General features: G+C 71.5%; 27 protein-coding genes. 15 read left to right on the forward strand and 12 right to left on the reverse strand.

Annotated elements, in window-relative coordinates:
- Positions 1 to 48: 48 nt before the first annotated feature.
- Positions 49 to 918: a PAC2 family protein gene (locus tag AB0C26_RS30535; protein WP_360254499.1), complete on the reverse strand. Its 870-nt coding sequence runs from the start codon at positions 916 to 918 to the stop codon at positions 49 to 51.
- A 126-nt stretch (positions 919 to 1,044) separates the two neighbouring features.
- Positions 1,045 to 1,596, reverse strand: a complete 552-nt coding sequence (locus AB0C26_RS30540; protein WP_360254501.1) for a hypothetical protein — start codon at positions 1,594 to 1,596, stop codon at positions 1,045 to 1,047.
- A gap of 58 nt (positions 1,597 to 1,654) precedes the next feature.
- Here AB0C26_RS30540 and AB0C26_RS30545 point away from each other — a divergent pair, with 58 nt between their 5' ends.
- The gene (locus tag AB0C26_RS30545) at positions 1,655 to 2,074 is read left to right on the forward strand and encodes a GNAT family N-acetyltransferase (RefSeq protein WP_360254788.1); all 420 of its coding nucleotides are present in this window, start codon (positions 1,655 to 1,657) and stop codon (positions 2,072 to 2,074) included.
- Here the strand turns inward: AB0C26_RS30545 and AB0C26_RS30550 are convergent.
- The gene (locus AB0C26_RS30550) at positions 2,037 to 2,807 is read right to left on the reverse strand and encodes a CDP-alcohol phosphatidyltransferase family protein (protein ID WP_360254503.1); all 771 of its coding nucleotides are present in this window, start codon (positions 2,805 to 2,807) and stop codon (positions 2,037 to 2,039) included. The genes AB0C26_RS30545 and AB0C26_RS30550 overlap by 38 nt on opposite strands.
- A gap of 100 nt (positions 2,808 to 2,907) precedes the next feature.
- On the opposite strand from AB0C26_RS30550, the gene AB0C26_RS30555 reads away from it, so the two are divergent.
- Positions 2,908 to 3,480 (forward strand): phosphoribosyltransferase family protein, encoded by a 573-nt coding sequence (locus AB0C26_RS30555; RefSeq protein WP_360254505.1) that lies wholly within the window; start codon positions 2,908 to 2,910, stop codon positions 3,478 to 3,480.
- Here the strand turns inward: AB0C26_RS30555 and AB0C26_RS30560 are convergent.
- Positions 3,374 to 3,700 carry a hypothetical protein gene (locus tag AB0C26_RS30560; RefSeq protein WP_360254507.1) on the reverse strand — a complete coding sequence of 109 codons (327 nt, stop codon included), beginning with the start codon at positions 3,698 to 3,700 and terminating at the stop codon, positions 3,374 to 3,376. The genes AB0C26_RS30555 and AB0C26_RS30560 overlap by 107 nt on opposite strands.
- A 754-nt stretch (positions 3,701 to 4,454) precedes the next feature.
- Between AB0C26_RS30560 and AB0C26_RS30565 the strand changes: the two genes are divergently transcribed.
- The 3 genes from AB0C26_RS30565 to AB0C26_RS30575 are packed head-to-tail and all read left to right on the forward strand — an operon-like array spanning position 4,455 to position 6,811.
- The gene (locus AB0C26_RS30565; RefSeq protein ID WP_360254509.1) at positions 4,455 to 5,321 is read left to right on the forward strand and encodes a helix-turn-helix domain-containing protein; all 867 of its coding nucleotides are present in this window, start codon (positions 4,455 to 4,457) and stop codon (positions 5,319 to 5,321) included.
- A 9-nt stretch (positions 5,322 to 5,330) separates the two neighbouring features.
- On the forward strand, positions 5,331 to 6,038 hold the full coding sequence (locus tag AB0C26_RS30570) for an SDR family oxidoreductase (RefSeq protein ID WP_360254511.1): 708 nt from the start codon (positions 5,331 to 5,333) through the stop codon (positions 6,036 to 6,038).
- Positions 6,039 to 6,061: 23 nt separating this feature from the next.
- Complete coding sequence (locus AB0C26_RS30575; protein WP_360254513.1) at positions 6,062 to 6,811, forward strand: hypothetical protein; 750 nt, start codon at positions 6,062 to 6,064, stop codon at positions 6,809 to 6,811.
- On the opposite strand, the gene AB0C26_RS30580 is transcribed toward AB0C26_RS30575, so the two are convergent.
- On the reverse strand, positions 6,804 to 7,079 hold the full coding sequence (locus AB0C26_RS30580; protein ID WP_360254515.1) for a YggT family protein: 276 nt from the start codon (positions 7,077 to 7,079) through the stop codon (positions 6,804 to 6,806). The two genes, AB0C26_RS30575 and AB0C26_RS30580, sit on opposite strands and share 8 nt — an antisense overlap.
- Before the next feature lie 97 nt (positions 7,080 to 7,176).
- Here AB0C26_RS30580 and AB0C26_RS30585 point away from each other — a divergent pair, with 97 nt between their 5' ends.
- A complete protein-coding gene (locus tag AB0C26_RS30585) occupies positions 7,177 to 7,983 on the forward strand; it encodes a class I SAM-dependent methyltransferase (RefSeq protein ID WP_360254517.1) in 807 nt (268 codons plus the stop codon).
- Here the strand turns inward: AB0C26_RS30585 and AB0C26_RS30590 are convergent.
- Positions 7,952 to 8,674: a DUF2071 domain-containing protein gene (locus AB0C26_RS30590; RefSeq protein WP_360254519.1), complete on the reverse strand. Its 723-nt coding sequence runs from the start codon at positions 8,672 to 8,674 to the stop codon at positions 7,952 to 7,954. The genes AB0C26_RS30585 and AB0C26_RS30590 overlap by 32 nt on opposite strands.
- Before the next feature lie 96 nt (positions 8,675 to 8,770).
- On the opposite strand from AB0C26_RS30590, the gene AB0C26_RS30595 reads away from it, so the two are divergent.
- The gene (locus AB0C26_RS30595) at positions 8,771 to 9,433 is read left to right on the forward strand and encodes an HAD family phosphatase (protein WP_360254521.1); all 663 of its coding nucleotides are present in this window, start codon (positions 8,771 to 8,773) and stop codon (positions 9,431 to 9,433) included.
- Here AB0C26_RS30595 and AB0C26_RS30600 read toward each other — a convergent pair.
- Both AB0C26_RS30600 and AB0C26_RS30605 read right to left on the reverse strand, forming a co-directional pair.
- A complete protein-coding gene (locus AB0C26_RS30600; protein WP_360254523.1) occupies positions 9,402 to 11,930 on the reverse strand; it encodes an ABC transporter permease in 2,529 nt (842 codons plus the stop codon). The genes AB0C26_RS30595 and AB0C26_RS30600 overlap by 32 nt on opposite strands.
- Complete coding sequence (locus tag AB0C26_RS30605) at positions 11,930 to 12,667, reverse strand: ABC transporter ATP-binding protein (protein WP_360254525.1); 738 nt, start codon at positions 12,665 to 12,667, stop codon at positions 11,930 to 11,932. The genes AB0C26_RS30600 and AB0C26_RS30605 overlap by 1 nt, the downstream gene beginning before the upstream one ends.
- 204 nt (positions 12,668 to 12,871) lie before the next feature.
- Here AB0C26_RS30605 and AB0C26_RS30610 point away from each other — a divergent pair, with 204 nt between their 5' ends.
- Genes AB0C26_RS30610 through AB0C26_RS30620 form a run of 3 tightly spaced genes read left to right on the forward strand, consistent with a single transcriptional unit; the run spans position 12,872 to position 14,932 of the window.
- Positions 12,872 to 13,345, forward strand: a complete 474-nt coding sequence (locus AB0C26_RS30610; protein ID WP_360254527.1) for a hypothetical protein — start codon at positions 12,872 to 12,874, stop codon at positions 13,343 to 13,345.
- 22 nt (positions 13,346 to 13,367) lie between these two features.
- The gene (locus AB0C26_RS30615; protein WP_360254529.1) at positions 13,368 to 14,783 is read left to right on the forward strand and encodes a DUF4097 family beta strand repeat-containing protein; all 1,416 of its coding nucleotides are present in this window, start codon (positions 13,368 to 13,370) and stop codon (positions 14,781 to 14,783) included.
- Positions 14,783 to 14,932: a hypothetical protein gene (locus AB0C26_RS30620; protein WP_360254531.1), complete on the forward strand. Its 150-nt coding sequence runs from the start codon at positions 14,783 to 14,785 to the stop codon at positions 14,930 to 14,932. Before AB0C26_RS30615 ends, AB0C26_RS30620 begins: the two co-directional genes overlap by 1 nt.
- Positions 14,933 to 14,993: 61 nt before the next feature.
- On the opposite strand, the gene AB0C26_RS30625 is transcribed toward AB0C26_RS30620, so the two are convergent.
- From AB0C26_RS30625 to AB0C26_RS30635, 3 genes are all read right to left on the reverse strand, one after another.
- Positions 14,994 to 15,851, reverse strand: coding sequence for a universal stress protein (locus AB0C26_RS30625; RefSeq protein WP_360254533.1), 858 nt, complete (start codon positions 15,849 to 15,851; stop codon positions 14,994 to 14,996).
- Between the two features lie 658 nt (positions 15,852 to 16,509).
- Entirely contained in the window at positions 16,510 to 17,208 is a 699-nt protein-coding gene (locus AB0C26_RS30630) for a response regulator transcription factor (protein ID WP_360254790.1), read from the reverse strand.
- 823 nt (positions 17,209 to 18,031) lie between these two features.
- Positions 18,032 to 19,036, reverse strand: a complete 1,005-nt coding sequence (locus AB0C26_RS30635) for a PD-(D/E)XK nuclease family protein (protein ID WP_360254535.1) — start codon at positions 19,034 to 19,036, stop codon at positions 18,032 to 18,034.
- 166 nt (positions 19,037 to 19,202) lie between these two features.
- Here AB0C26_RS30635 and AB0C26_RS30640 point away from each other — a divergent pair, with 166 nt between their 5' ends.
- The 3 genes from AB0C26_RS30640 (at position 19,203) to AB0C26_RS30650 (ending at position 21,955) form a co-directional block, all read left to right on the forward strand.
- Complete coding sequence (locus AB0C26_RS30640) at positions 19,203 to 20,267, forward strand: site-2 protease family protein (protein ID WP_360254792.1); 1,065 nt, start codon at positions 19,203 to 19,205, stop codon at positions 20,265 to 20,267.
- Positions 20,268 to 20,275: 8 nt separating this feature from the next.
- Complete coding sequence (locus tag AB0C26_RS30645) at positions 20,276 to 21,256, forward strand: tRNA (adenine-N1)-methyltransferase (protein WP_360254537.1); 981 nt, start codon at positions 20,276 to 20,278, stop codon at positions 21,254 to 21,256.
- A gap of 108 nt (positions 21,257 to 21,364) precedes the next feature.
- Positions 21,365 to 21,955 carry a hypothetical protein gene (locus tag AB0C26_RS30650; RefSeq protein WP_360254539.1) on the forward strand — a complete coding sequence of 197 codons (591 nt, stop codon included), beginning with the start codon at positions 21,365 to 21,367 and terminating at the stop codon, positions 21,953 to 21,955.
- Between the two features lie 91 nt (positions 21,956 to 22,046).
- Here the strand turns inward: AB0C26_RS30650 and AB0C26_RS30655 are convergent, their stop codons facing one another.
- Positions 22,047 to 22,340: a ferredoxin gene (locus AB0C26_RS30655; protein WP_360254541.1), complete on the reverse strand. Its 294-nt coding sequence runs from the start codon at positions 22,338 to 22,340 to the stop codon at positions 22,047 to 22,049.
- Positions 22,341 to 22,514: 174 nt separating this feature from the next.
- Between AB0C26_RS30655 and arc the strand changes: the two genes are divergently transcribed.
- Both arc and AB0C26_RS30665 read left to right on the forward strand, forming a co-directional pair.
- The gene (gene arc / locus AB0C26_RS30660) at positions 22,515 to 24,296 is read left to right on the forward strand and encodes a proteasome ATPase (RefSeq protein WP_360254543.1); all 1,782 of its coding nucleotides are present in this window, start codon (positions 22,515 to 22,517) and stop codon (positions 24,294 to 24,296) included.
- A 60-nt stretch (positions 24,297 to 24,356) separates the two neighbouring features.
- Positions 24,357 to 25,592 (forward strand): acyltransferase, encoded by a 1,236-nt coding sequence (locus tag AB0C26_RS30665; protein WP_360254545.1) that lies wholly within the window; start codon positions 24,357 to 24,359, stop codon positions 25,590 to 25,592.
- Positions 25,593 to 25,628 lie beyond the last annotated feature (36 nt).

Below are 25,628 nucleotides of genomic sequence, written 5' to 3' on the forward strand. Positions count from 1 at the left end.
CTCGGCCCACCACGGCGACGTGCGTGAGTGGTGGCGCTCGGAAAACCGTTACCAGGAACCGGCGGTGGGGCCGGCCGAGCCGCCGCGGCGGCGCAGGTACTTCTCGAACTCGCTGGCGATCTCGTCGCCGGTCAGGGGCTGGATGCCCTCGTCGCCGACGCGTTCCTCGAGCTCGCGGACATACTCACCCAGCTCGGCGTCCTGCTCGGCGGCGGCGCGGACGCGCTTCTCCCACTCGTCGGCCTCCTCGGCCAGGTCGGTCATGGGCACCGGCAGGTCGAGCACGTCCTCGAGGCGGCTCAGCAGGGCCAGCGTCGCCTTGGGGCAGGGCGGGTTGTTGGCGTAGTGCGGCACGTGCACCCAGAAGCTCAGCGCGTCGAGCTCGGCGCGGCCGGCCGCTTCCTGCAGGACGCCGACGATGCCGGTGGGCCCGTCGTAGCGGGTGGGGGCCACCTTGTACTTCTCGGCCGCGCCCTTGTCGGTGGCGGAGCCGCTGATCGGCAGGGGCCTGGTGTAGGGCACGTCGGCGAGCAGCGCGCCCAGCAGCACGATCCGGGTGACCTCGAGGCTGTGGCAGACCTCGAGGATCTGCTCGCAGAAGGTGCGCCAGCGCATGCTCGGCTCGATGCCGCGGATCAGCACCACGTCGCGGTCGCTGCCGGGCGGGCTGGCCACGGTGAACCGCGTCGTCGGCCACTCGATCTTGCGGGTCTCGCCGTCGGACATCGTGACGGTGGGCCGGCTGACCTGGAAGTCGTAGAAGTCCTCCGGGTCGATGGTGGAGATCTCGCGGGCCTGCCACACCTGCTCGAGGTGTTCCACGGCCGCGGTCGATGCGTCCGCAGCATCGTTCCAGCCCTCGAAGGCGGCGATAGCCACGGGGGAGCGGAGCAGCGGAAGGCCGTCGAACTCAGTCATAGCCAAAGCCTACTTGCGCCCGCACCACACCACCCGTCGGCCGCGCCGCCGCAGTGTCACGCTCAGCGCCCGAACATTCCCCCTCTAAAACGCCAAAACACGCTTATTTCGTACGGCCTGGCTCGGTCAAACCTTGGCGGGGATGCGGCGGTGCAGTTCGGTGATCAGCACGTCCGGGCCCGGCGACATGAGGCCGACGTCGACCAGATACGCCACGCGGCCGTCGCGGCGGCGGGTGCGGGGCGCGCGGCCGGGGCCGTCGAGTTCCTGGGCGAACTCGCCGTCGCGCGGGGTGACGATCAGCTCGGCGAACGGGCCCCGGTAGCGCAGGGCGACCGTGTCGACGCCGGCCCAGGGCAGGTGGACGGGGCGGCGTCCGGTGGCCGCGAAGTCGAGGCCCCGCATCGAGGTGTGCAGCCAGCCGAGGCGGTGCCACACCAGCAGCATGATCAGGGCCGAGGTGACCACCGGGACGATCAGCGCCAGCTCCACGGTCACGACCAGGTCGCCGGCCGTGAGGGTGGCGCCCAGGGCGAGCCGCAGCACGGTGAACAGGCCGAGCGTGGTGGCCCAGACCGCGGCCACGACCCAGAGCATGGTGACGAAGACGTGGGCCCGGGGCTGGAAGAACGTCAGCGTGTCGTCGTCCGGTCCGAGCACTTCGTCGATGTGCGCCACGCTCGAATTATGACCGATCTTTCGGGACATAGCGGGCGATTATGGGTGGGTGGGCGTGATGCGACTGACCGGGCCGCCGTACGGCGAGGCGGCGAGGGTGCTCGACGAGTACCGGCAGCACTACGGGGCCAACCCGGCGCCGGAGGCGGTGGAGGCCTGGCTGGGGGAACAGGTCGACTCGGGGCGGATGAAGGTCTGGGTGGCCGGCGACGCGATCTGCACGGTGGCGGTGGTGCCGGCGGCCCTGACCCTGCGTACGGTCTGGCTGATCCGAGATCTTTATGTCCGCCCGGCGGCCCGCCGGCAAGGGCTGGCCCGGGCGTTGCTGGCCGCCGTCGAACAGGAGGCCCGGGCCGGCGGCGCGCACCGGCTGTCGCTGCAGACCGAGACCGCCAACAGCCGGGCGATCGACCTTTACGCGGCCAGCGGCTTCGCGGCGGTCACAGAGGTGACAGTGATGGACGATGTGCTCGGGTGAAGTTGTACAGCCGGTAGATCAGCAGCAGCTCGAACGCGAGCATCAGCAGCGCCGACACCACGGTCAGCGCGACGACCTGGTGCAGAACCGGCCCGACGATGAAGACGAACATCATGAACTCGATGCCGCTGAACAGGTGCGGCCGGATGCGGCGGCCGACGAGCATGTTGCGGTACCTCCACCAGCGGGGCGCCACCGTGGCGCCGACCGGCGCGTCCACCACCACGACCGGGTCCGGGGCGCCGACCTCGGCCCGCACCTTCCCCATCTGCAGGGCGTTCAGGTACCGGAACATGTCCAGGAAGATCACCAGGCCGGCCAGCCAGATGTACGTGAAGTCGCGCGTCGCCTCGTACTGCCCGCCGAACAGGCCGACCGCGCACGCCAGCACCCGCAGCCGGTCGAACACGTAGTCGAGCCACGAGCCGAACGGCGACGACTCGTCGCGCAGCCGCGCGATCTTGCCGTCCATGCAGTCCAGGACGAAGCTGAGGTGGAACAGCAGCGCGCCGGCGAGCAGCCACGGGTAGCTTGCACGCCAGAAGCACAACGCCGCGCCGAGCCCGACCACGAAGGCCAGGACGGTCAGCCGGTTCGGCGTGACCGAGCGGAAAGGGGCCACCAGCTTGACGAGCCGCGCCGCGAGCGGGTCGACCAGCAGCACGGTCCACCACGCGTCCTTCTCCTTGTAGGTGCGCGACCGGATCTCGTCGAGGGTGTAGTGCCGCCCCATGCTGCCGCCCCAGAAAGTGAATTTCGGACCTCGCGGACCTTACTAGAACCTGAATCGTCCTGGACAGACAAAGATCCTCAAGCACCCGGGAGTACTAACGGTGGAGGCCATCCACGTCGCCGGCGATCTCGAAGCGGTGATCCTGACCGAGGAGCAGATCCTCGCCCGGGTCGCCGCGCTCGCCACCGACCTGCACGCCCGCTACGCCGACAGCGTCCCCGTCCTGGTCGGTGTGCTGGGCGGCGCCGCCACCTTCACCGTCGACCTGGCCCGCGCCTACCCGGCCCAGGCCGAGATCGGCTGGATGGCCGTCAAGTCGTACAGCACCCGCAATCGTGCCTCCGGCTCCGTCCGCCTCCTCAAGGACCTCGACGTCGACATCCGCGACCGCGACGTGGTCATCCTCGACGGCGTCATCGACACCGGCCTCACCATGACCTGGCTGATCGCCAACCTGGCCCAGCGCGCCCCGCGGTCGCTCTCGGTCTGCGCTCTGCTCCGCAAACCGGAAACGGCCCGCTTCGCCGACACCCCGACCTATGTGGGCTTCGACGTGGGCCCCGGCCTCATCGTGGGTTACGGCCTGGACCACGAGGGCCGCTACCGGAACCTGCGCTGCGCCGCGATTCTTGCCCCGCAGGCGCGCCATGCCGCAGGCCGTCGAAGAGGATAGTGGTGATCAGTCGGGCTTCCCGCCGCCAGCCGTCGACGGCGCGCATCTCGCAGACGCCGCCCAAGGCGCGCAGGAGGGTGCGCCCGGTGACGTCGCCGCGAACGGTGCCCACGGCCGTCCCGGCGGCGAGCAGCTGATCGAGAGACCCGGCCATCCGCGTGCGGGCGTCCTCGAAGACCGGCGAGTCGGTGGTCATGATGCTCTCGAGCGCTTCGGCCATGCCCGTGCCGACGGCGGCGTGGTCGAGCGGCGGACAGCGCGGCCCGCCAGTCCGGCGCCCGCCGAGTGCGCCCCTTGGACGACGCCGACCTCGCCACGCACCAGGGCGGCCGCGTCTTCATCAGCCCATCCGGACATCCCTTCTGCCTCCGGCCTGCCTAACGCCGTTTCTGCCTTTGGCCCGCTTGACGCCCTTTAGCCCGCTTGACGCTGTTTCTGCCTTCGGCCTGCCTAACGCCGCTTTTGCCTCTGGCAGCCTGACGCCACCTTTGCATGGCTGGCCCGAGTCCACTCCCGGGTCTGTACCTCGCCGTCTCGCGCGTCGGCGAAGGCGATAGCTGGCAGGCGGCGCTCCGCGCGACGAAGCGAGCGGGCGGCCCAGCGTCGCCGTGGCGGTCGAGGGCGCGCTTCGGGCGGGGAAGCGTGGCCTGCGCTGGTGTGGCGGCGAGGGGCGCGGGGAGCCGAGTGGCGGGCGGCGCGTGTGGAGGCGAGGAAGTGCGGGGGGCTGAGCGGCGTGTGTGGCGGGGAGGGAGTGGGAGAGGCGTGGCGGGCGGCGCGTGTGGCGGCGAGGGGGTGCGGGGAGCGGGGCGGCGAGGCGTGGCGGGCGGCGCGTGTGGCGGGGAGGGGGCGTGGGGAGCAGGGCGGCGAGGCGTGGCGGGCGGCGCGTAGGGCGGCAAGGGGGCGCGGGGAACTCGGGCGGCGAGGCGTGGTCCGCGGCGCTGGTGTGGGGGCGGTGGGGCGGGGAAGCTGGGTGGATGCGGGAGCAGGTGCATTCGGTGCCGGTGGGGGTGCCGGTCGCGGCCTGCGAAGTTGCCGTGGGACGGCCGGACTGCCGGCTGCGTGGGCATGTGATCGGGTACTCCGGGTTTCGGTCCGGCGCCCGCGCGCCGATCGCGCACCGGCTGCTGGCGGTGTCCTCGGCAACGCTGATCATCGACTTCGGGTCGGCGTCCGGGCTGGTCACGGGCCCGCGGTCGGAGCATACGACCGACGGCGACACCACGTGGGGCCACGGCGTGTCGGTCGGGCTCACCCCGGCCGGGGTGGCCGCCCTCCTCGGCGTGCCGATGGGTGAGCTGGCCGGTGAAACGGTGGCCCTGTCGGAGCTGATGGGCCCGAACGCCACGCGGCTACCGTCGCGGCTGGCCGCCGCACCGGACTGGGCGGCCCGGTGGGAACTGCTCGACCTGATCCTGGGTGGCGCGCTCGGCCTCGAAGCACCCGCGCAGGGCTCGTCCGCTGTTCCCGCGCCGAGGGCTGCGGGGCCGGATCCGGCGGTGGTGTGGGCCTGGCGGCGGTTGCAGGAGGCCGGGGCGCCGCGGGTCGAGGCTGTCGCCGGGGAAGTGGGACGGGGCCGGCGGCGGCTGGAGCGCGAGTTCCGGCGGGACGTCGGGCTGTCGCCGGGGCAGGTGGCGCGGATCGCGCGGTTTCAGCGGGCGGCCGCGCAGCTCGGCGGTGGGGCGGCGCCGGCCGCGGTGGCGGCCGGCAACGGGTATGCCGACCAGTCGCATCTCACGCGGGAGATGCGGGTGCTGGCCGGGGTCACGCCGGGGGAGCTGCGGGTGCTGTTCGAGGAGGCCGGTGCGCGATTGTTCAAGACCGGTGGGCGGCCGGGTCCCTAGCGTGCGGGCATGACTCTGAGGGGAAAGACGGCGCTGGTGACCGGTGGGTCGCGGGGGATCGGGCGGGCGATCGTGAAGCGGCTCGCCGCGGCGGGGGCCCGCGTGGTGTTCACGTACAAGGAGAATCGAGCCGCGGCCGAGGAGGTGGCCGGTGCCGTGGCCGTACGGGCCGATCAGGAGGACCTCGGCAACCTGGCGGCGATGTTCGAGCCGGTGCGCGACGGGCTGGACATTCTCGTCGCCAACGCGGCGATCGTGGCGGCGGCGCCGATCGGGGAGCTGGGCGGGGACGACATCGACCGGGCGTTCCTGGTGAACGTGAAGTTTCCGCTGCTGGCCATCCGCGAGGCGATTCCGCTGCTGCGCGACGGTGGCCGGATCATCACCATCTCCACCCTCAACACCCTGGTCGCGGCGCCGGGACTGGCGCTCTACTGCGCCACCAAGGGCGCGCTCGAGCAGATCACCGTGGTCGCGGCCAAGGAGCTCGGGCCCCGCGGTATCACCGTCAACACGGTGTCGCCGGGTGCCACCGACACCGACCTGCTACGCGGCGCGAACTCGGCCGAGGTGCTGGCGCGGACGGCCGAGCTGACCTCGCTGCGGCGTCTCGGGCGGCCGGACGACGTGGCCGCCGTGGTGGCCTTCCTGGCGTCGGCGGACGGGGGCTGGGTCACCGGGCAGAACATCCGCGCTACAGGGGGTCTCTTCCTGTGAGCGGAGCGTCTACCCTCGCGGGGGTGAAGATCGTGACGCGCGTCGATCACCCGGAGCTGCAGGAGGAGGCCGCGACGGTCTTCCGTGAGCGCTGGCCGGAGTTCATCTTCCACGACGACGTACCCAAGAAGTATCTGGCCCGCGTCGAGGAGCACTTCAGCTTCTTCGACGTGATGGCGCTCGACGACGACGGCGCGGTGGTGGCCGGCGGCTGGGGTGTCCCGCTGGCCTGGGACGGCACCGTGGCCGACCTGCCGTCCGGCTACGACGGCGCGCTGGTGCGCGCGGTCGAGGGGCACGAGGGCGGCCGGGAGGCGACGACGCTGAGTTTCATGGCGGCGGCGGTCGGGTCGGCGCACGACAAGCGCGGCCTGGCGGCCGTCGTGCTCCGGGAGCTCACCCGACGGGCGTACAGCAAAGGTCTGGTGCATGTGATCGCGCCTTTGCGGCCGACCTGGAAACACCGCTATCCGACGGTGCCGATGTCCGAGTACGCGTCGTGGACGCGGGCCGACGGCCTGTCGATCGACCCGTGGATCCGGACGCACCAGCGGATGGGCGCCCGGATCCTGGGACCCGCGACCGAGTCGATGGTGATCGCGGGCACCGTGGCGGAGTGGGAGAGCTGGACCGGCATGGTCTTTCCCGTCACGTACGACTACGTGGTGCCCGACGCCCTCAACCTGGTGCGCGTCGACGTCGGGCAGGACCGCGGCGTCTATGTCGAGGAGAACCTGTGGGTCCAGCACATGGGCCCGCTCGAGGTCAGATGAACGACCGGATCAGCACGATGGCGAAGAACACGATGATGAAGGCCAGGTCGATGGACATGCCACCGGCGCGGATCGGCGGAACGACCCGCCGGACGGGCGCCAGGATCGGCTCGGTCAGGTTGAACACGCCGCTGGTCAGGCGCGAGCGCAGACCGCCGGGCGCGGACGGGCCGGCCAGGACGACACTCCAGTCGAGCACCGCCCGGGCCACAAGCAGCAGCTGCACCAGCAGGAGCACCAGGCTCACGATGGCGAGGACAGCACCCACGAGGAACCTCCAGTAACCGGATGGGTTGGTGCACCTACTGTGCGTCGGAAAACTGTGGGATCGCTGTGCGCCCTCTGAGCGGTTAGGTTGGGGCCCCATGAGCGTGCGTGAACGGCGAACGGTCTTCGGCGAGGCGGCCGACGAGTACGACCGGGTACGGCCCGGTTATCCCCGGCAGCTGGCCGACGATCTGCTGGCCGAGGCGGCTCCCGGCCCGGTGCTGGAGGTCGGCGCGGGCACCGGCAAGGCGACCGCGCTGTTCGCCCGGCCCGGCGTCGACCTGACCTGCGTCGAGCCGGACGCCCGAATGGCACGGGTGCTGCGGCGCAACGTGCCCGGCGTGACAGTGGTCGAGTCGTCGCTGGAGGAGTGGCAGCCCGACCGGCCGTACGGACTGGTCTTCAGCGCCCAGGCCTGGCACTGGGTCGACCCGGCCCGGCGCGCCGATCTGGCCCTGGGCGCGCTGGCGACCGGCGGCCTCTTCGCGCCGTTCTGGAACCTCTTCCTGGTCGCCGACCCGGCCCTGCACGCGGCGCTGGCCGAGGTCGACGCCCGGCACGGCCTCGTCGAGGACACCAGCCACCGGTTCCCGGCCACCGGAAACGCGGGCACGGAGAACGCGGGCACGGAGAACGCCATGCGCGCCGAGTTCGAGCAGGAGCTGCCAGCGGCCGGTCTCACCGACGAGCGCTTCACCGCCCCCGAGATCCGCCGCTACGAGCGGACGCTGAGCTACGACGCGCGGGCCTACCGCGACTACCTGAGCACCGTCTCGATGTACCGGATCCTCGAACCGGCCGCGGCCGAGGCCGCCCTGGCCGACACCGCGTCCGCCATCGAGCAGCACGGCGGCCACATCACGTTCCTGGTCGTCACCGACGTCGCGCTCGTCCGGAAGCGGTAGGGCCGAAGACGGCCGGGACCCCGGGGGAGTAGAGCACACTGACGGGCGGGCCTGCCGGCGCCGGCAGGCCGGCGGCCGCCACGAGCCCGTCCGCCAGCGAGACCACCGAGGCCCGATGCAGCGGCCAAGGGGGATGCTCGTTCGACAGATAGCGGGCGCGCGTGTGCAGCCCCCAGCGCGCGGTCAGGAACAGCTCCAGCGGTGTCGGATCGGTCACCGGTGAACCGACCCGGATCGTCATGTCGCTGCCCGCGCGGGCACCCCAGCGGCGCCGCGTCGAATACGTGACATGGTCCCCCTCTCTGGTCAGCCGCATGCGGGCCCACCGGTACGGCAGACCGAGCGTGGCCCGCGCGATGAGGACCGGAACGAGGCGCGACGCCTCCATGGAGAGGAAGACGACACCCCGTCGGCCCTGCGAATCCACAGAGTAGAGACGGACGTTCGTCTCCGGGAACCTACCGAAGTAGGGGGCGTGCAGAACGTCCTCCATCCGGAAGCCGATCAGCCCGACGTAGGTGACCCCGTCGAAGGTGTCGGGCATCGTGCCCGCCGGGAGCAGGGGCGCGGCCAGCGCCGGGTCCAGCGGCCAATGCAGGAACGCCACCGAGGCCCAGCGCTGGCCGAGCAGGGCCGGCCGCACCGGCCGGGGCGTGGTCGCGGTGACCGGCTCCAGTGAGACGTCTCTCATGAGCCAGACGCTACGCCGCAGGTGAAGGGACAATGGGCCGGCAGTGACGGCACACACGGATAGGGGCTCATCCTGAACGCGCGACGACCCGCAGCGGTGCTCTTCGACATGGACGGCACGCTGGTGGACAGCGAGAAGGTGTGGGAGATCGCGCTGCACGAGCTGGCCGCGCACGCCGGCGGGACGCTGTCCCCCGAGGCGCGGCACGCGATGATCGGCAGCAGCATGGCCAACAGCATGCGGATCCTGCGTGCGGATCTGGGCCAGCCCGACCGGCCCGAGGCGCCCGACGTCGAGTGGCTGACCGACCGCGTCTTCGAGCTGTTCGGCGAGGGCCTGGTGTGGCGCCCGGGCGCGATGGAGCTGCTTCAGGCCGTACGCCTGGCCGGGCTGCCCACGGCGCTGGTCACCTCGACCGGCCGCCGCCTGGTCGAGGTCGCCCTCAAGACCCTCGGCGCCGAGAACTTCGACGTCGTGGTGGTCGGCGACGAGGTCAGCATGCCCAAGCCCGACCCCGAGCCGTACCGGACCGCCGCCACCCTGCTCGGCGTGCCGATCGAGGACTGCGTCGCCATCGAGGACTCGCCGGCCGGCGTGGCCAGCGCGCTCGCCTCGGGGGCGGCCGTGCTGGCCGTGCCGGCGGAACTGGAGCTGCCACCCACCGACGGGGTCCACCTGCGCACCTCCCTGGTGGGTGTGGACCCCGACTACCTGGCGAGCCTGCTCGTCAATCGTGGGCTATCGCCGCGAGAACGTTGAGCCGGGCCGCGCGGATCGACGGCAGCACCGCCGCCAGCACGCCGACCAGGGCGGCCAGGCCCAGGTACAGGCCCATCCGGTCCCACGGCAGGACCAGGTCCGTGATGCCCTCGCCGTCGAGGGCGCGGACCACCGCGGTGCCCAGCCCGGCGCCGACCACCACGCCGAGCAGGGCGCCGAACACCGAGATCACCACCGACTCGACGGTGACCATGCGCATGGTCTGCGCCCTTCCCAGGCCGACGGCCCGGAGAAGACCGAGTTCCCGGGTACGCTCGAGCACGCTCAGCGCCAGAGTGTTCACCACCCCGAGCACGGCGATGAGGATCGCCAGGCCCAGCAGCACCTGCACCATCGTGATGACCGTGTCGAAGTCGCCGCTCTGCTGCGCGATGAAGGCGCTGCGGTCGGTCGCGTTGACCTCCGGACTGTCCGCCACCAGCTGCTTGACCTGCGGCAGCACCTGCTCGACGGCGACGCCGTCGTCGAGCCGGACGAATCCGATCTCCGGCTGGACGAGCCCGAACTCCTTGGTCGCGGCGGCCGGGAGCAGGTAGCTGCCGGGCATCCGGTCCTCGTCGTATGTCGCCGCAATCGTGTATTTGTGCAGTTCGCCGCGGGGCAGCTGCACCTCGTGGACGCTGCCCACCGTCCAGCCGTGGTCCTTGGCCTCCTCGACGCTGACGGCCATCTGGTTGCCGCGCAGCGTGGTCAGCCCCGGCGTCCCGAAGGTGTCGGCCAGCTTGGCCAGATCATCCGTGGCATTGACGTACGTCCGTTCGCCGTCGATGACAGCCTGGTCGCTCCAGACCCCCGCGACCGAGCGCACCCCCGATATCTGCTGCGCCTTGGTCAGCACGGTCTCGTCGAACGTCGGCGGCCGGGGGCCGTTCTGCTCGCCCGAGACGACGATCTGCGCCTTGATGGTGTCCTCGGCCTGCGCGGCCAGGCTCTGCTTGGCCGAGTCCATGATCACGGTGACACCGGTGACCAGGGCGATGCCGACCATGAGAGCGGCCGCGGTGATGGCCGTACGGCGGGGGTTGCGCCCCGAGTTGAGCCGGCCCAGCCGGCCCGGCACCGACCACGAGAACAGCCGGCCCAGCAGGGCCACCACCGGCTTCGAGATGAGCGGGGTGAGCAGCGCGATCCCGATGAACGTGACCAGCACGCCGGCCAGGATCAGCAGCAGCGAGCTCGCCCCGTACAGGCCCACGCCGAGCAGTGCCGCCCCGGCCGCCCCGACGATCGCGCCGGCCACCGTGACCTTGGTCAGCGGCCGGTCGGGCGTGGCCACGTCCTGCATCGCCGCGACCGGGGCGATCCGCGACGCCCGCAGCGCCGGCAGCACCGCCGCCACCACGGTCACGACCACACCGACGATCAGCGCGCTGAGCACCGCGGCCAGGGGCACGCCGACCGTGGCCGGGTCCATGCCGCCGCTCATCCGGCCGAACAGCCAGACCAGCAGCGCGCCCACCCCGATACCGGCGCCGAGGCCGAGCACCGCGGCGATCAGGCCGATCGCCACAGCCTCGGTCAGCACCGAGTTGATCACCTGGCGGCGGCTGGCGCCGAGCGCCCGCATCAGGGCCAGCTCCTTGGTCCGCTGGGCCACGATGATCGAGAACGTGTTGAGGATCAGGAAGATGCCGACGAACAGCGCCACCCCGGCGAAGCCGAGCAGGATGTTGTTGAAGAAGCTGAGCGCGTCCTTGAACCCGGCCGAGCTTTCCTCCGCCAATTGCTTGCCGGTCTTGACTTCGTACGCGTCGCCGAGTTGCCCGGCGATCCGGTCACGCACCGCCGCCGGCGTCCGGCCGCCGTCGACCCGTACGGTGACCTGGGTGAAAACGCCCGTCTGGCCCAGCATGGAGCGTTGCGCGACCGGGGTGGTGAAGGCGACCTCCTGCACGCCGCCGATCGAGTCGCGGTCGTCGGTGTAGCCCCAGACGCCGACCAGTGTGAACGTCTGCTTCGGCAGCTGGGTCAGCACCGCCACCCGGTCGCCGACCTTGATGTTGGCGGCCTTGGCGACCTCGGCGTTGACCGCGATCTCGGTGTCGGCCGTCGGGCCGCGGCCCTCGCGCATCTCCATGATCGCGTCGAGGCCGGTCCAGTTGGCGCCGATCCGCGGCGGGCCGAAGCTGGTCACCACCTTGCCGTCCGAGCCGATCACCCGGGCGCCGTCGGCGCCCACCATGCCGATCGCCTCCTTGACGCCCTCGACCTTGGCCACCTGGTCGACGACCGAGGCCTTGAGCGGCGTGGGCACCTCTTCGCCGTCCATCTCGGCCACGGCGACCTTCGGCTTCGCGGTCACGGCCACGTCGGTGGTCGCGTAGCCCTCGGTGAACAGGTTGTCGAACGTACGCCCAAGCGTGTCAGTGGTGACGAAGGCGCCGGAGACGAACATGACGCCGAGCACCACGGCCAGGCCGGAGAGCACCAGCCGCAGCTTGCGCGCCAGCAAGCTTTTCAGCGTCGCGCGCAGCATCAGACCAGCACCTCCCCGGACTTCATCGCCTCGAGCACCGTCTCCGGGGTCGGGTCGTCGAGCTCGGCCACGATCTCGCCGTCGGCCAGGAAGACCACCCGGTCGGTGTAGCTGGCGGCGACCGGGTCGTGGGTGACCATGACGATGGTCTGCCCGTGCTCGCGCACGCTGTCCCGCAGGAACGACAGGATCTCGGCGCCCGACTTCGAGTCGAGGTTGCCGGTCGGCTCGTCCGCGAAGATCACGTCGGGGCGGCTGACCAGCGCCCGCGCGCACGCGACGCGCTGCTGCTGACCGCCGGAAAGCTGGCTCGGCCGGTGGCCCAGACGGTCCTTGAGGCCGACCGTCTCGATCACGGTGTCCCACCACCGCGGGTCGGGCTTGCGGCCCGCGATGTCCATGGGCAGCCGGATGTTCTCGGCCGCGGTCAGCGTCGGCAACAGGTTGAACTGCTGGAAGATGAAGCCGACCCGGTCACGGCGCAGCCGGGTCAGCGCCTTGTCGCCGAGCCCGGTCACCTCCGTGTCGCCGATGCGCACCGTGCCCCGGGTGACCGTGTCCAGGCCGGCCAGGCAGTGCATCAGCGTCGACTTGCCGCTGCCGGACGGGCCCATGATGGCCGTGAACCGGCCCCGGGCGAAGCTCGCGCTGACGCCGCGCAGGGCGACCACGCGCGCCTCCTCGGTGCCGTAGACCTTCCACACTTCCTCGGCGCGCGCCGCCACCGATGTGTCCATTGCCGTGCCCCCTTTGGTCCGGCCGGGGCGAGTCCCCGGCCGGCCGACTCAGTGTTTCGGCGCACCGGGGCGGAAACGTCAGCCCAGGGTCGTATCGGGACGCGGAGATTTCGGTACGGGAATTCCGTAGGTGACATCAGGGTGGTCCCTGAGATGTCACTGATGACGCTTGACTGACGTCACTCATGACGTCATAGTGGCGACATGGACCTGACGCCGTATCTCGAGACCCTCCGGGCGGACCTGGCCGCGGCCGCCGCCCCGGGCGGACCCGAGACCACCCGCGCGGCCGAACTGCTCGGCCACTCGCTCGAACCGTCGGCCCGGCTGGCCCTGCTCGAGGCGCTGGCCGACGCCGCCGCCGAGATCACCACCCGGCTGCGGGACGCGACCGTCGAGGTGCGGTTACGCGGCCGCGAGGCCGACCTGGTCGTCACCCAGCACGCCGACTTCACGCCGCCGGCCGCGCCCCCGCCGCCGCCGGTCGACGGCGGCGACCTCACCCGGCTCACGCTGCGCATGCCGGAAGCCCTCAAGACCCACGTCGAGCAGACGGCCGCGGCCGAGGGCACCTCGGTCAACGCGTGGCTCGTGCGCGCGGTCACCGCGGCCGTCAACGGCCCGGCGGTTCCTCAAACGCGCAGCTCGAAGCGCATCACCGGCTACTTCCAGGCCTGACCCCCTCTATCAGGAGACTCCCATGTACGAGTTCGAGCACCCGGCGCCGGTCGTCATCGCGCTGCGGGCCCTCAACGGCACGGTCGACCTGGTCGCCGAGTCCCGCGACTCGGTGCTGGTCGACATCGAGCCGTTCGACGACAAGGGCCGCGACGACGCCGACCGCACCCGGGTCGTCCTCGAGGGCGACCGGCTGCTCATCGAGCCACCCGGCGCCGACTCCGGCTGGCGGCTGCGCCGCTCACCGAAACTGCGCGTCACCGCCCGGGTGCCACTGGGCAGCGCGCTGACCGGCCGCAGCACGGCGGCCGACGTCCGGGCCGACGGCGTCTGGTCGGCCGTCGAACTCGACCTGGCCTCGGCCGACGTGGACCTGGCCGACGTCACCGGCGACGCCCGGCTCCAGGCGGCCAGCGGCGATCTGCGGGTACGCCGGGTCGGCGGCTCCCTGAAGGCGGAAAGCTCCTCGGGCGACCTGCGCATCGGTGACGTCACCGGTGACGTCAGCGCCAAGACGGCCAGCGGCGACATCCGCATCGACAGCATCGGCGGCTCGGTCCGCTCCACGGTCGCCAGCGGCGACATCGAAATCGGCCGCCTGGCGAACGGCACCGGCGACATCCGCACGGCCTCGGGTGACGTCAGCGTCGGCATCACCCCGGGTACGCGCGTCTGGCTCGACCTGAGCAGCGCCTCCGGCCGCACCACCAGCGACCTGACCCCGGAAGCGGCCGGCACGGCAGCACCACCGCCGGCGCCGGGCGTGGGCCTGGGCGCCTTCGTCGACCTGGACTCCCTGCCGGGCCTGTCGGCGGTGCCGGGCCTGAAGGCCATGCTCCAGTCCGTCCACGTACCGACCTTCGGCTACGAGCCCGGCACCGGCTTCCGCGCGACTCCCGGCCACCACCCCGGCCCCGGCCCCGACTTCCGTCCCGGTCCTGGCCCGGCCTTCCGCCCCGGCCCCGGTCCTGGGTTCCGGCCGGGTCCCGGCGGCGTTCCCGGCCCGCCGCCTTCTTCCGGGCCGCCCGCTCCGCCGACTCCCGGCGCGCCGCCCGCTCCGCCGACTCCCGGCGCGCCGCCCGCTCCGCCGACTCCCGGCGCGCCGCCCGCGCCGCCGGGTCCCGGTGCCCCGCCCCCGCCCGGCCTCCCGCCTGTGCCTCGCTCACGGTTCGAGCCCGGTCCTGGTTCCGAGCCTGGCCCTGGATTCGAGCCTGGCCCTGGATTCGAGCCTGGCCCTGGATTCGAGCCTGGCCCTGGATTCGAGCCCGGTCCCGGGTTTGAACCTGGCTCCGTGCGCGGGTTCGGCCCCGCGCCCGAGGCTGTGCCCGACGATGTGCTCCCGCCCTCGGCCGACGGCGCCGGCACGGTCGAGCTGCGGGTCCGCACGGCCAGCGGCGACATCCACATCTTCCGCGCCACCGAGAGAAGGGCAGCCTGATGTTCCCGGACAACCGTTTCGGCGTCGAGAACTCCGCCACCGGCGTACGCCGCCGCCTCCTGACCGGCCGCCGAGGCCGCGCCGACCGCTTCGCCCCGCCGGAGTGGCCCGTGAGCCGCGGCCCCACCCCGAACCCGCGCCGCGGCTGACCCGCCGCCCGAAACGCCCCGAGCCCCGCTCGGGGCGTTTCGCCGTGCCGTGGACCGCCGCTCAGGACGCTTTCGCGGGAAACATGTCAACGTTGCCGGACGGCTCGACCTTCGGCGCCCGCACCACCTCGACCGGGCAGCCCGCGTGATGCAGCAGCGCCTGACTGACCGAACCGAGCACGAGCCCTTCGAAGGCGCCGCGTCCCCGTGCCCCGACCACGATCAGCCGCGCCGTCCTCGAGCGTTCGGTCAAGACCTTCCGGGCGCTTTCCCGTACGGCCTCCGCCCGCACCCGCACTTGCGGATAGCGCTCGCCCCAGCCGGCCAGCACCTCACCGAGCAGCAGCCGCCCCGCCAGACCGTCGTCACCGGCGAGGACGGCGACCAGCTCGGCACCGGCGGCGGCGCTCTGCTCGAACGCCGCCGCGACGGCAAGCCGTGAACTCTCGGACCCGTCCACGCCCACCACGACCGGTCCGCCGGGATGGCCGGCTCCCCGCACCACCAGGACGGGACAGTGTGCGTGGGCGCTCGCATGCACGGCCACCGAGCCGATGATCAGCCCGCTGACGCCACCCAGCCCCCGGTCGCCGAGCACGAGCAGAGAAGCCTGGCGGGATTCGCCAAGCAGCACAGGGGTGGCCGCCCCGTCGATCAGCGCCGTGCCGACCGGCACCCCGGGCGCGGCCTCGGCCGCCACCCCAGCCGCCTCCACCAGCAGATCCTCGGCGTGGTGCCGAAGCCCAGTGCCCGGCATGTCATCGGCAACGGGCCCGACACCCACGTGAAGCGAGGGCCAGACGAAGGCGTGCACGATCCGAAGTGGAAGCTTCCGCTGCCACGCTTGAACGGCCGCGGCCCTGACAGCGGACAGAGCTTGCTCGGACCCGTCAATTCCCACAATCACCGGCGCGGCCATGATGTGCCTCCTCGTTTCCCACGAAGACACCGCAGCCCCGAGTTCCGTGACACCCGCCACCGCCACCCACACCCGCCACCGCCATCCCTCACCCGCCACCCACGCCCGCCACCTTCACCGCCACCCACGCCCGCCACCGTCGCCCACACCCGCCACCGCCATCCCTCACCCGCCACCCACGCTCGCCACCTTCACCGCCACCCACGCCCGCCACCGTCGCCCACACCCGCTACCGGCACCTGCACTCGGCTGCGGACAGCGGCACCGGCAGCACCAGCGGCGTCCCGCACCCGAACCGCATCCGCCAGCGCCTCGCGGCACTTTCGGCAGCCCCGCGGCACCGGCAAGCCGCCCCGGCACTGGCAAGCCGCCCCGGCACTGGCAAGCCGCCCTCCGGCACTGGCAAGCTGCCTCCGGCACTGGCAAGCTGCCCCCGGCACCGGCAAGCCGCACCCCGGCACCGGCAAGCCGCACCCCGGCAGCGGCAAGCCGTACCTGGCAGGGGCACGCGGCACCGGACGGCGGCACGCGGCGGGGCACACGGCACCCGGCAGGGGTACGCGGCACCGGGCAGCGACACGCCGCACGCGGCACCGGTACTCGGCAGCCACACGGCGCACGGATACCCGGCAGCGGCACCCCCAGTAGCGGCAGCGGGTCAGGCGCCCGGCTTGACCAGGCCCGTCTCGTAGGCGAGGACTACGGCCTGGGTGCGGTCGCGTAGGCGCAGCTTGGTCAGCACGTGACCGACGTGGGTCTTGATGGTGGTTTCGCTGACCCGTAGCGCGGCGGCGATCTCGGCGTTGGAGTGCCCGCGGGCCACGTGCACGAGGACTTCCCGTTCCCGTTCGGTGAGCGCGTCGAGTTTGCTGGCCGTCGTGGTCTCGGGCGCCGGCAGCGCGTCGGCGACCCGGGCCAGGATCCGCGCCAGCACCGCCGGCGTGATGACCGCCCCGCCGGCCGCGACCGCCCGTACGGCCGCGATCAGCTCGGCACCAGGCACGTCCTTGCTCAGAAACCCGGCCGCCCCCGCCGCGATGGCGGCGAGCACGTCGTCGTCGGTGTCGCCGGCCCCCATGACGAGCACTCGCACCGGAAGCCCGGCCTCGGTGACCGCCCTTGCGACCCCGAGCCCGTCGACGCGCGGCAGCGCCAGATCGGTGATCAGCACGTCGGGCAGAAGCCGCCGAGCGAGGTCGACAGCTTCGCCGCCGTCCCCCGTCTCGCCCGCCACCACGATCTCGGCCGCGCCCCCATCGGCTGAGGCTCCGCTGAGAACCATCCGAAGCCCCGACCGCTGCATAGGAGCCGCATCAGCCACCAAGACCCGCAGCGGTCGCAGAACGGTCACCGGCACTCCCGGCCAACAGCGACGCACATGGCGGCCACCCTAAGCGATCCCGACACCCCGAACGACGTCCCACCGCCACCGGAGCCCTTGATCACCACCGCCGGCCCCGAGGCCCTGCCCGACGACAGGGCTCCGCGCCGCACGCGACCCCGACGCAGCATCCGGCCAGCGCCCGTTCGCCGCCGAACTCGTGCTCAGTCTGACGCCCGGCGCACCGACGCCCAGCCCAGTGCCGATCCCGCGCCCGGCCCAGCGCTCGGAACCGGCGACATGCCCGGAGCCCGCCCTACCGCCGGCCCGGCACGGGCCGCAGCGCTGACCCTGGCGCCCAGTGAAGCGCTGATCCCCGCGCCCAGTGAAGCGCTGACCCCGATACCCCAGTGCAGCACTAACCCCGGCACCCGGCCGCGACGCCACACCTGGTGCCCTGTCCGGACGCGAGGCTCAGGCAGTTGGTGGGTTTGGTGAGGCGGCGAGGATCGGCTTCTTGGCGACGCCGGAGTCCAAGGGCGGGCCAGAGCTTCCCCGGCGATGGGCCGCCAGCGCCGTTCGGCCAGTAGCGCGTGGGCCTCCGTACCGCCGATCCCGGCACCCGTGCCCTCGGGTGGGGTCGCGGGGCGTGAGACGGGCACGTGGGCGAGGGGCGCGGGCAGCCGGTAGCTCTCGTCCGGCTCGGGCACGATGTTGCGGAGTATTGCCGGGTCCGGCGGGACACACCGTCCATTGCCGACAAACCGTCCAGGAACAGGGTCGGGATGTGCCAGGCGGACGTCACGGTGGGGGACGGCACATAAGGACGGGGTCGAGTGGATCAGCCGGGGACTGCCGGTCATGCCAGGCGGTCGTCGTCGGTGGGAGTGGTGTCGATCTGGAGGACGTCGGGGGTGGCCGGGAACGGGGGCGGGGTGCCGCCGAACTCGGGGCACAGGGCCTGGTGGTTGCACCACCCGCAGAGGCGGCTGGGTTTGGGGCGGAAGTCCTGGTCCTTCTTGGCGCGCTCGATGGCGGCGGACAGGGCCACCAGCGTGCGCTCGAAGCGTTCCAGTTCCTCGGCCTCGGGGCTGTAGTCGAGGGCCTCGGCGTCCTTGAGGTAGAGCAGGCGCAGGACGCGGGGGACCACGCCCCGGGTGCGCCACAGGACCAGGGCGTAGAACTTCAGCTGGAACAGCGCGCGGCCCTCGAAGGCCTCGCGAGGGGCGCCGCCGGTCTTGTAGTCGACCACGCGCAGGTCGCCGGCGGGGGAGACGTCGAGGCGGTCGATGTAGCCGCGGATCAGCAACTCGTCGTCGATCAGGGTGGAGACCAGGCTCTCGCGCTGGGCCGGCTCGAGGCGTCTGGGGTCTTCGACCGCGAAGTAGCCGGGCAGCAGGTCGCGGGCACTGTCGAGGAAGCGGGCCAGCCGGGCGTCCTCGGGCACGTCGACCAGGGCCGTCTGGCCAGGGATGGCCGAGCCGGTGGCGTCGGCCTCGGCGGCGACGGCGGCCGGGTCGGTCACGCCGCGGCGGGGCGACTCGGTCAGGATCTCGGCGGCGCGGGGCTCCTCGGTCAGAATGCGCTGCCAGGCGGGCTCGACCAGGGCCGCCGCGGCCTCGGGGGTGCGCTCGGCGGCGGGCAGGTCGAAGAGGCTTTCCAGTACGGCGTGGACGAGCGTGCCGCGTACCTGATCGGCCGAAGGCTGCTCGGGGAGCTTGTCGATGGTGCGGAAGCGGAACAGCAGCGGGCACGTCTTGAAGTCGGCCGCCCGCGACGGCGACAGCGAGGGCCCGGCCGGCCGGTCGGTGGAGTCCCGGCGGGAGGAGCCGGGCGGGGGTGGGGAGACCGTGGGTGCTGTCATGTCCAAGAGGCTAGGGCAGGGGTACGACGAAAACGCGCTGACCGTCCCGTGACACCGACTCCGTAGCATCGACGGCGTGGACGAGAGCAGGACGACACCCAGGAACCGCCGCGGCGCCCGGCCGGTGGGTCACGTCCTCGGCATCCCGGTCTTCGTGAACGGGTCGATGATCCTGCTCGCCGTGCTGGTCACCTATGTGTACGGCAACTATGTCCGCGACGGGCTCGACCTGCCGGGTCCGGTCGCGTACCTGGTCGGGTTCGGCTTCGTGATCTGCCTGCTCGGCTCCGTGCTGCTGCACGAGCTGGGTCACGCGCTGACCGCGCGCCGCTTCGGCATCGGGGTGCGCGGGATCACCCTGGAGCTGCTGGGCGGCTGGACCGAGATGGACCGCGACGCGCCCACCCCACGGGTCGACGCCCTGGTCAGCCTGGCCGGGCCGGCCGTGTCCCTGGTGCTGGGCGGGGTGGCCACCGCGGCCACGTTCGCGCTCCCGGACCGGACGACCGCCGGGCAGATCGCTTTCCAGCTCGCCGCCAGCAACATCCTGGTCGCGCTCTTCAACGTGCTGCCGGGGCTGCCGCTGGACGGCGGGCGGGCGCTGCGGGCGGGACTGTGGGCCCTGATCAAGGACCGGAACCGGGCCACCGAGGCCGCCGGCTGGGCCGGGCGGGTGCTCGCCTTCGCCACCGGCATGGTCGCCCTCTGGTTCTTCCAGCTGGGCACGCTCACCCTGTTCGGCATGCTCTTCGTCCTGCTGGTCGTCTTCACGCTCTGGCAGGGCGCCGGCCAGTCGATCCGGCTGGCCCGGATGACCCGGCGTTTCCCGCTCGTCAAGCTGCGTGAGCTGGCCCGCCCGCTGCTCACCGTGCCGGCCGGCACGCCGCTGGGTGAGGCGCAGCGGCGCCGCTCGGAGGACCCCCGGCCGAACGTGGTGCTGGCCGTCTCGGACTCGGCCGGTAATCTCACCGCACTGGTCGACCCGGTCGCCGCCGAGCGGGTTCCCGTGGATCGCCGCCCCTGGGTGGCGGTGGACAGCGTGTCGCGTTCGCGTGACGCGGTGCCCGCGCTGCCGCTGGACCTCAGCGGCGAGCAGGTGGTGCGCGCGCTCCAGGCGCATCCCGCCGCGCAGTACGTGGTCATCTCCGGCGAGGACGTCGTCGGGGTGCTCCGCGTCGGCGACGTCGCCCAGGTGCTGGAGCCCCGCCGTCCCATTAAGCAACGGAAGTGAAAGACGCTGTGACCCTTACGCCTGAAGCTGTCGACACCGAATCGCTGCCCGCGCACCGCGGGCCGTTCCGGGAGGGCGATCGCGTCCAGCTCACGGACCCGAAGAACCGGATGCACACGATCGTGCTGCAGCCGGGCAAGGAGTTCCACACCCACCGGGGCGCGCTGGCCCACGACGCGCTGATCGGCCTGCCCGACGGCAGCGTGGTGACTTCTTCCGGTGGTACGGCCTATCTCGCGCTCCGCCCACTGCTCAGCGACTACGTCTTGTCGATGCCGCGCGGCGCGCAGGTCATCTACCCGAAGGACGCCGCGCAGATCGTCGCCATGGGCGACATCTTCCCGGGCGCCAAGGTGCTCGAGGCCGGCGTCGGCTCCGGCGCCCTGTCGATGTCGCTGCTGCGGGCCATCGGCACGTCGGGTGAGCTTCACTCGTACGAGTTGCGCGAGGATTTCGCCGCGATCGCCCGCAAGAACGTCGAGGCCTTCCTGGGCGGCCCGCACCCGGCCTGGCACGTGCACCACGGCGACGTGGCGACGAACACCGAGACCGGTTTCGACCGGATCATCCTCGACATGCTGACCCCGTGGGAGGCGCTCGACATGGTCGAGCGTTCGCTCATCCCGGGCGGTGTTTTCATCGGGTACGTGGCAACCACGCCGCAGATGTCCGAATTGGTGGAGGCGCTGCGTGAGCGTGGCGGCTGGACCGAGCCGCGGGCCTGGGAGTCGCTGGTGCGCGACTGGCACGCCGAGGGCCTGGCCGTACGCCCCGACCACCGCATGATCGCGCACACCGCCTTCCTGGTCTCGGCGCGCAAGCTAGCGCCCGGTGTGACCGCACCGCCGCGCCGGCGCAAGCCGAGCAAGGGCGCCGAGGCGTACGCGCTGCGCCGCGCCGCCCAGGCCGCCCTGGCCGCCGCGGCCGTGGCCGAGATCGATGACACTCGCTCGGACGAAGAGGGCCCCGAGACTGCCCCGGAGATGTGACGCCACCGGGCTGGGTCGGGTAGCTTCCAAGCGGCGACAGGAGAACTGCCTCAGTCCGTTCAAGTGTGGCGGGCGGGGTGGTCGACGGGGGAGGGACCGGTGGGCGCGATGAGCTCTCCGCCATTCGGCGGCAGCAACGAGATGCCGGCGGTCTTCCCCGACTGGTCGCCGTACCAGGATCTCGACTCGGCGGCCCGGGCCTATCTGCGTGACCCCGAAGTGGCGCTGGACGCGCTCTTCGGGGTCCTGCGCGGGGCCTCGGTGCTCTGCTTCACCCTCGAGCGTTTCGTCAACGAGGTGAACGGCGTCTGGCAGGAGGTCGTCATCTGCGACGGCAGCCGGCTGGTGTTGTGGCACGGTGAGGACGTGGCGCCCGGCGACGGCCCGGTCGGCTCGATGACCTCGTCGCTGCGGGTGGTGCCGCTGTCGACGGTCACCGAGGTGGGCTGCCGCCGCCGGCTCACCCGCACCTCGAACGGGCAGGCCCGGGTCGACAGCATCGACGTCTACCTGCTGCTGAGCTCGGTCGACGACGCGGTGCCGCCGCCCGGCATGGACGAGGGCGAGTCGCGGCAGACGATCCGGCACGACGCGCTGCGCTTCGGCAAGACCCTCGACGACGGCGGACCCGGACAAATCGCCCGTCTTGAGGAGTTTTCGCGCGTCGTTGCGTCGTTGGTGGGACGGCCGACACTCTAAACCTCGGTTACGTCCGTGTGACTTTTTCCGCGAATTTACGGCCGGTTCAGCCGACCGCGGATGCGGCGAAAGCTGTTGTGTGGCAAAGACCTCAGGCGGCGTCGGGGCCGGCGATCTCGACGTCGTCGGCGCGCCGCACGACGTGGATGCAGTCGCCCGGGCACTCCTTGGCCGAGTCGATCACCTCGAGCAGCAGGCGACGCGGCACCGGCGTGCGCTCACCGGGAGATTGCAGCAGCTCACCGGCGGTGTCCTTGACGTACGCGAGTCCGTCGATGTCGAGCTCGAAAACCTCCGGCGCGTACTGCACACAGAGCCCGTCACCGGTGCACAGGTCCTGATCGACCCAGACCTGCAACTCCTCGTTCCCGGTCCGCGCCGTCACCCCGTACCTCCCGCAAGTAGCCCCCGCCGACCGTACCGGAACGGTCCGACAAGACACTTGCGAGGACCGGCCGAATGGATCAAGACTCGGTGACGAGGGTGTTGCATGGGTCGAAATCCGGCCCGCAGCGGCTAGTGTTAACCCAAGACGTTCGAGCCCCCGGGGAGGTGGGACGTGGCACGCAGCGACGAGGCGGACAACCGCGCCGCACGTTGGGAAAAAGAGGCCAACGATCTCTCCAGCCAGGTCGCGTTCCTGCAGGAGGAACTCGCCCTTGTCAGGCGGAAGTTGACCGAAAGCCCACGACACGTCCGGCAGCTCGAGGAACGGCTTGCGGCGACGCAGGCGCAGCTGGCCCGAGTGACCGAGAACAACGACCGGCTCGTGGCGACCATGAAGGAAGCCCGGGCCCAGATCGTCACTCTCAAGGAAGAGATTGACCGGCTCGCCCAGCCGCCCAGCGGCTACGGCGTATTCCTGACGGCACACGAGGACGGCACCGTCGATGTCTTCACCGGCGGCCGCAAGCTTCGCGTGGCGGTCTCGCCGTCGCTGACGGTCGAGGACCTCCAGCGTGGCCAGGAAGTACTGCTCAACGACGCGCTCAACGTGGTCGACGCGTTCGGCTTCGAGCGCACCGGTGAGGTCGTCACGCTCAAGGAGGTCCTCGCGGGCCCCGACGGGCAGCGCGGCGACCGGGCGCTCGTGGTGTCGCACGCCGACGAGGAGCGCATCGTCTCCCTGGCCGACTCGCTCGAGATCGAGAAGCTCCGCGCGGGCGACTCGCTCATGATCGAGCCGCGGTCGGCGTACGCCTACGAGCGGATCCCCAAGAGCGAGGTCGAGGAGCTCGTCCTCGAGGAGGTCCCCGACGTCGACTACACCGACATCGGTGGCCTGCACTCGCAGATCGAGCAGATCCGCGACGCGGTGGAGCTGCCGTTCCTGCACGCCGACCTGTTCCGGGAGCACCAGCTGCGCCCGCCGAAGGGCATCCTGCTCTACGGCCCGCCCGGCTGTGGCAAGACCCTGATCGCCAAGGCGGTGGCCAACTCGCTGGCCAAGAAGATCGCCGAGCGCCGGGGCGAGGAGAAGCACACCAGCTACTTCCTCAACATCAAGGGCCCGGAGCTGCTGAACAAGTACGTGGGTGAGACCGAGCGGCACATCCGCCTGGTCTTCCAGCGGGCCCGTGAGAAGGCCGGCGAGGGCACCCCGGTGATCGTGTTCTTCGACGAGATGGACTCGATCTTCCGGACCCGTGGCTCCGGTGTCTCCAGCGACGTGGAGAACACGATCGTTCCCCAGCTCCTCAGCGAGATCGACGGCGTCGAGGGCCTGGAGAACGTGATCGTGATCGGCGCCTCCAACCGCGAGGACATGATCGACCCGGCCATCCTGCGGCCGGGCCGGCTCGACGTGAAGATCAAGATCGAGCGCCCGGACGCCGAGGCGGCCAAGGACATCTTCGGCAAGTACATCCTGCCGGGCCTGCCGCTGAGCTCGGAAGACCTGGCCGAGCACGGCAACGACGCCGACGTCACGGTCGCCGCGATGATCGACGCCGTGGTCATGCGGATGTACACGGAGTCCGAGGAGAACCGCTTCCTGGAGGTCACCTACGCCAACGGTGACAAGGAGGTCCTGTACTTCAAGGACTTCAACTCCGGCGCGATGATCCAGAACATCGTGGACCGCGGCAAGAAGATGGCCATCAAGGAATTCCTCACCTCCGGCAAGAAGGGGCTGCGCCTGCAGCACCTGCTCGACTCCTGCGTCGACGAGTTCCGCGAGAACGAGGACCTGCCCAACACGACCAACCCGGACGACTGGGCCCGCATCTCCGGCAAGAAGGGCGAGCGGATCGTCTACATCCGTACGCTCGTCTCCGGCGGCAAGGGCGCCGAGGCCGGCCGTTCCATCGAGACGGCCAGCAACACCGGTCAGTACCTGTAACGACAGCGGTAAGACGCGGGCCGGGGGTTTCCCCCGGCCCGCGTCGTCGTTCTCCACGGCATGAGACGTATGGCGTGGCTCGACGCGCTGCGCGGCTACGCGGCGCTCACCGTCGTCCTGTTCCATCTCAGCCCGCAGATGATCGGCGTCGACCGCCACCTGGCGATCTACCGCCAGATCGACGTCGGCAAGTACGGCGTACTCCTGTTCTTCCTGGTCAGTGGCTACGTCATCCCGATGTCGCTGGAGCGGCACGGCTCGCTGCGCCGGTTCTGGATCGGCCGTCTGCTGCGGATCTACCCGGCCTACCTGGTCACGATCGCCCTGGTCACGCTGCTGGTCACGGCCGGGCTCATGCGCTGGCAAGGTTCCCTGCGGGCCGAGACCGTGACCGGCGTCCTCGCCCACGCGAGCATGACCCCCGATCTGGCCGGGCTGCGCGGCGTGGTCCGGGTCTTCTGGACCTTGTCGTACGAGATGGTGTTCTACCTGATCGTCACCGGGCTCTACGCCTGGCGCCTGCACCGGCTCAGCGCCTGGTGGGCGGCCGGGCTCGCGATCGTCTCGCTGCTGGCCGGGCCGTACCTGCCCGACGATCTGTTCGGAGACACTTTCGCGCGGCGTCGCGTGCTCGCCGGCGTACTCCTCATTGTCGTGGCTCTGGTGGTCCTGGCCTGTCTGAAGCGGCGCTTCGTGAAGCTGGCCGGGGTTCTCGGCCTGGCCGTGGTGTTTGTGCCGGCGCTCAACGGGCATCCGACCGCCGACAGCACCGTCACCTCCTCCCGGCAAGCCCTGACGTTCCTGGCCGTGATGTTCGCGGGCACCGTCGTCTACCGCTGGCAGCACGGCCAGATCGGCCGCTTCGCCGGCCTCACGGCCCTGACGATGGTCACTCTCGGGCTTCTCGGTTCGCAAAGGACGTACGCGACGACGGCCGCGCTCGCCGTCACGTTCCTTTTCGCATACGCCATGCGAAACCGGGCCATGCCCCTCGTTTTGCCATGGCTCGGACGGATCAGCTACTCGCTGTATCTGCTGCACGTCGTTCTGCTCTTCCTGACCCTCCGCATCGTCCCGGAACTCGGGACGCAGCCCGTCCTCGTACGCCTGCTCGCTGGGGTTACGTACCTCATTGGAGCGATAGGACTGGCGTGGCTCTCGTACCGAATGGTGGAACTTCCCGCCCAGCGACTGGTTCGCAAGATCGCTGGACCCGGCCCGGCGAGGCCGATAACGGCCACCGAGCGTGCGCTGCCGGGCACGGCCCGGGGCGAGAACGAGCGCCAGAGCGTCTAGGCTCGGTACATGAGCAGCAGGGGCAGTACGGCGGGC

Source organism: Actinoplanes sp. NPDC048796 (assembly GCF_040650035.1).
GTDB lineage: Bacteria > Actinomycetota > Actinomycetes > Mycobacteriales > Micromonosporaceae > Actinoplanes.

Coding starts and splice junctions, on each gene's coding strand:
- AB0C26_RS30535 (WP_360254499.1), bottom strand. CDS start 918: ATGACTGAGTTCGACGGCCTTCCGCTGCTCCGCTCCCCCGTGGCTATC.
- AB0C26_RS30545 (WP_360254788.1), top strand. CDS start 1,655: ATGCGACTGACCGGGCCGCCGTACGGCGAGGCGGCGAGGGTGCTCGAC.
- AB0C26_RS30550 (WP_360254503.1), bottom strand. CDS start 2,807: ATGGGGCGGCACTACACCCTCGACGAGATCCGGTCGCGCACCTACAAG.
- AB0C26_RS30560 (WP_360254507.1), bottom strand. CDS start 3,700: ATGGCCGAAGCGCTCGAGAGCATCATGACCACCGACTCGCCGGTCTTC.
- AB0C26_RS30565 (WP_360254509.1), top strand. CDS start 4,455: ATGCGGGAGCAGGTGCATTCGGTGCCGGTGGGGGTGCCGGTCGCGGCC.
- AB0C26_RS30570 (WP_360254511.1), top strand. CDS start 5,331: ATGACTCTGAGGGGAAAGACGGCGCTGGTGACCGGTGGGTCGCGGGGG.
- AB0C26_RS30585 (WP_360254517.1), top strand. CDS start 7,177: ATGAGCGTGCGTGAACGGCGAACGGTCTTCGGCGAGGCGGCCGACGAG.
- AB0C26_RS30590 (WP_360254519.1), bottom strand. CDS start 8,674: ATGAGAGACGTCTCACTGGAGCCGGTCACCGCGACCACGCCCCGGCCG.
- AB0C26_RS30600 (WP_360254523.1), bottom strand. CDS start 11,930: ATGCTGCGCGCGACGCTGAAAAGCTTGCTGGCGCGCAAGCTGCGGCTG.
- AB0C26_RS30605 (WP_360254525.1), bottom strand. CDS start 12,667: ATGGACACATCGGTGGCGGCGCGCGCCGAGGAAGTGTGGAAGGTCTAC.
- AB0C26_RS30610 (WP_360254527.1), top strand. CDS start 12,872: ATGGACCTGACGCCGTATCTCGAGACCCTCCGGGCGGACCTGGCCGCG.
- AB0C26_RS30615 (WP_360254529.1), top strand. CDS start 13,368: ATGTACGAGTTCGAGCACCCGGCGCCGGTCGTCATCGCGCTGCGGGCC.
- AB0C26_RS30620 (WP_360254531.1), top strand. CDS start 14,783: ATGTTCCCGGACAACCGTTTCGGCGTCGAGAACTCCGCCACCGGCGTA.
- AB0C26_RS30625 (WP_360254533.1), bottom strand. CDS start 15,851: ATGGCCGCGCCGGTGATTGTGGGAATTGACGGGTCCGAGCAAGCTCTG.
- AB0C26_RS30635 (WP_360254535.1), bottom strand. CDS start 19,036: ATGACAGCACCCACGGTCTCCCCACCCCCGCCCGGCTCCTCCCGCCGG.
- AB0C26_RS30640 (WP_360254792.1), top strand. CDS start 19,203: ATGATCCTGCTCGCCGTGCTGGTCACCTATGTGTACGGCAACTATGTC.
- AB0C26_RS30650 (WP_360254539.1), top strand. CDS start 21,365: ATGAGCTCTCCGCCATTCGGCGGCAGCAACGAGATGCCGGCGGTCTTC.
- AB0C26_RS30665 (WP_360254545.1), top strand. CDS start 24,357: ATGAGACGTATGGCGTGGCTCGACGCGCTGCGCGGCTACGCGGCGCTC.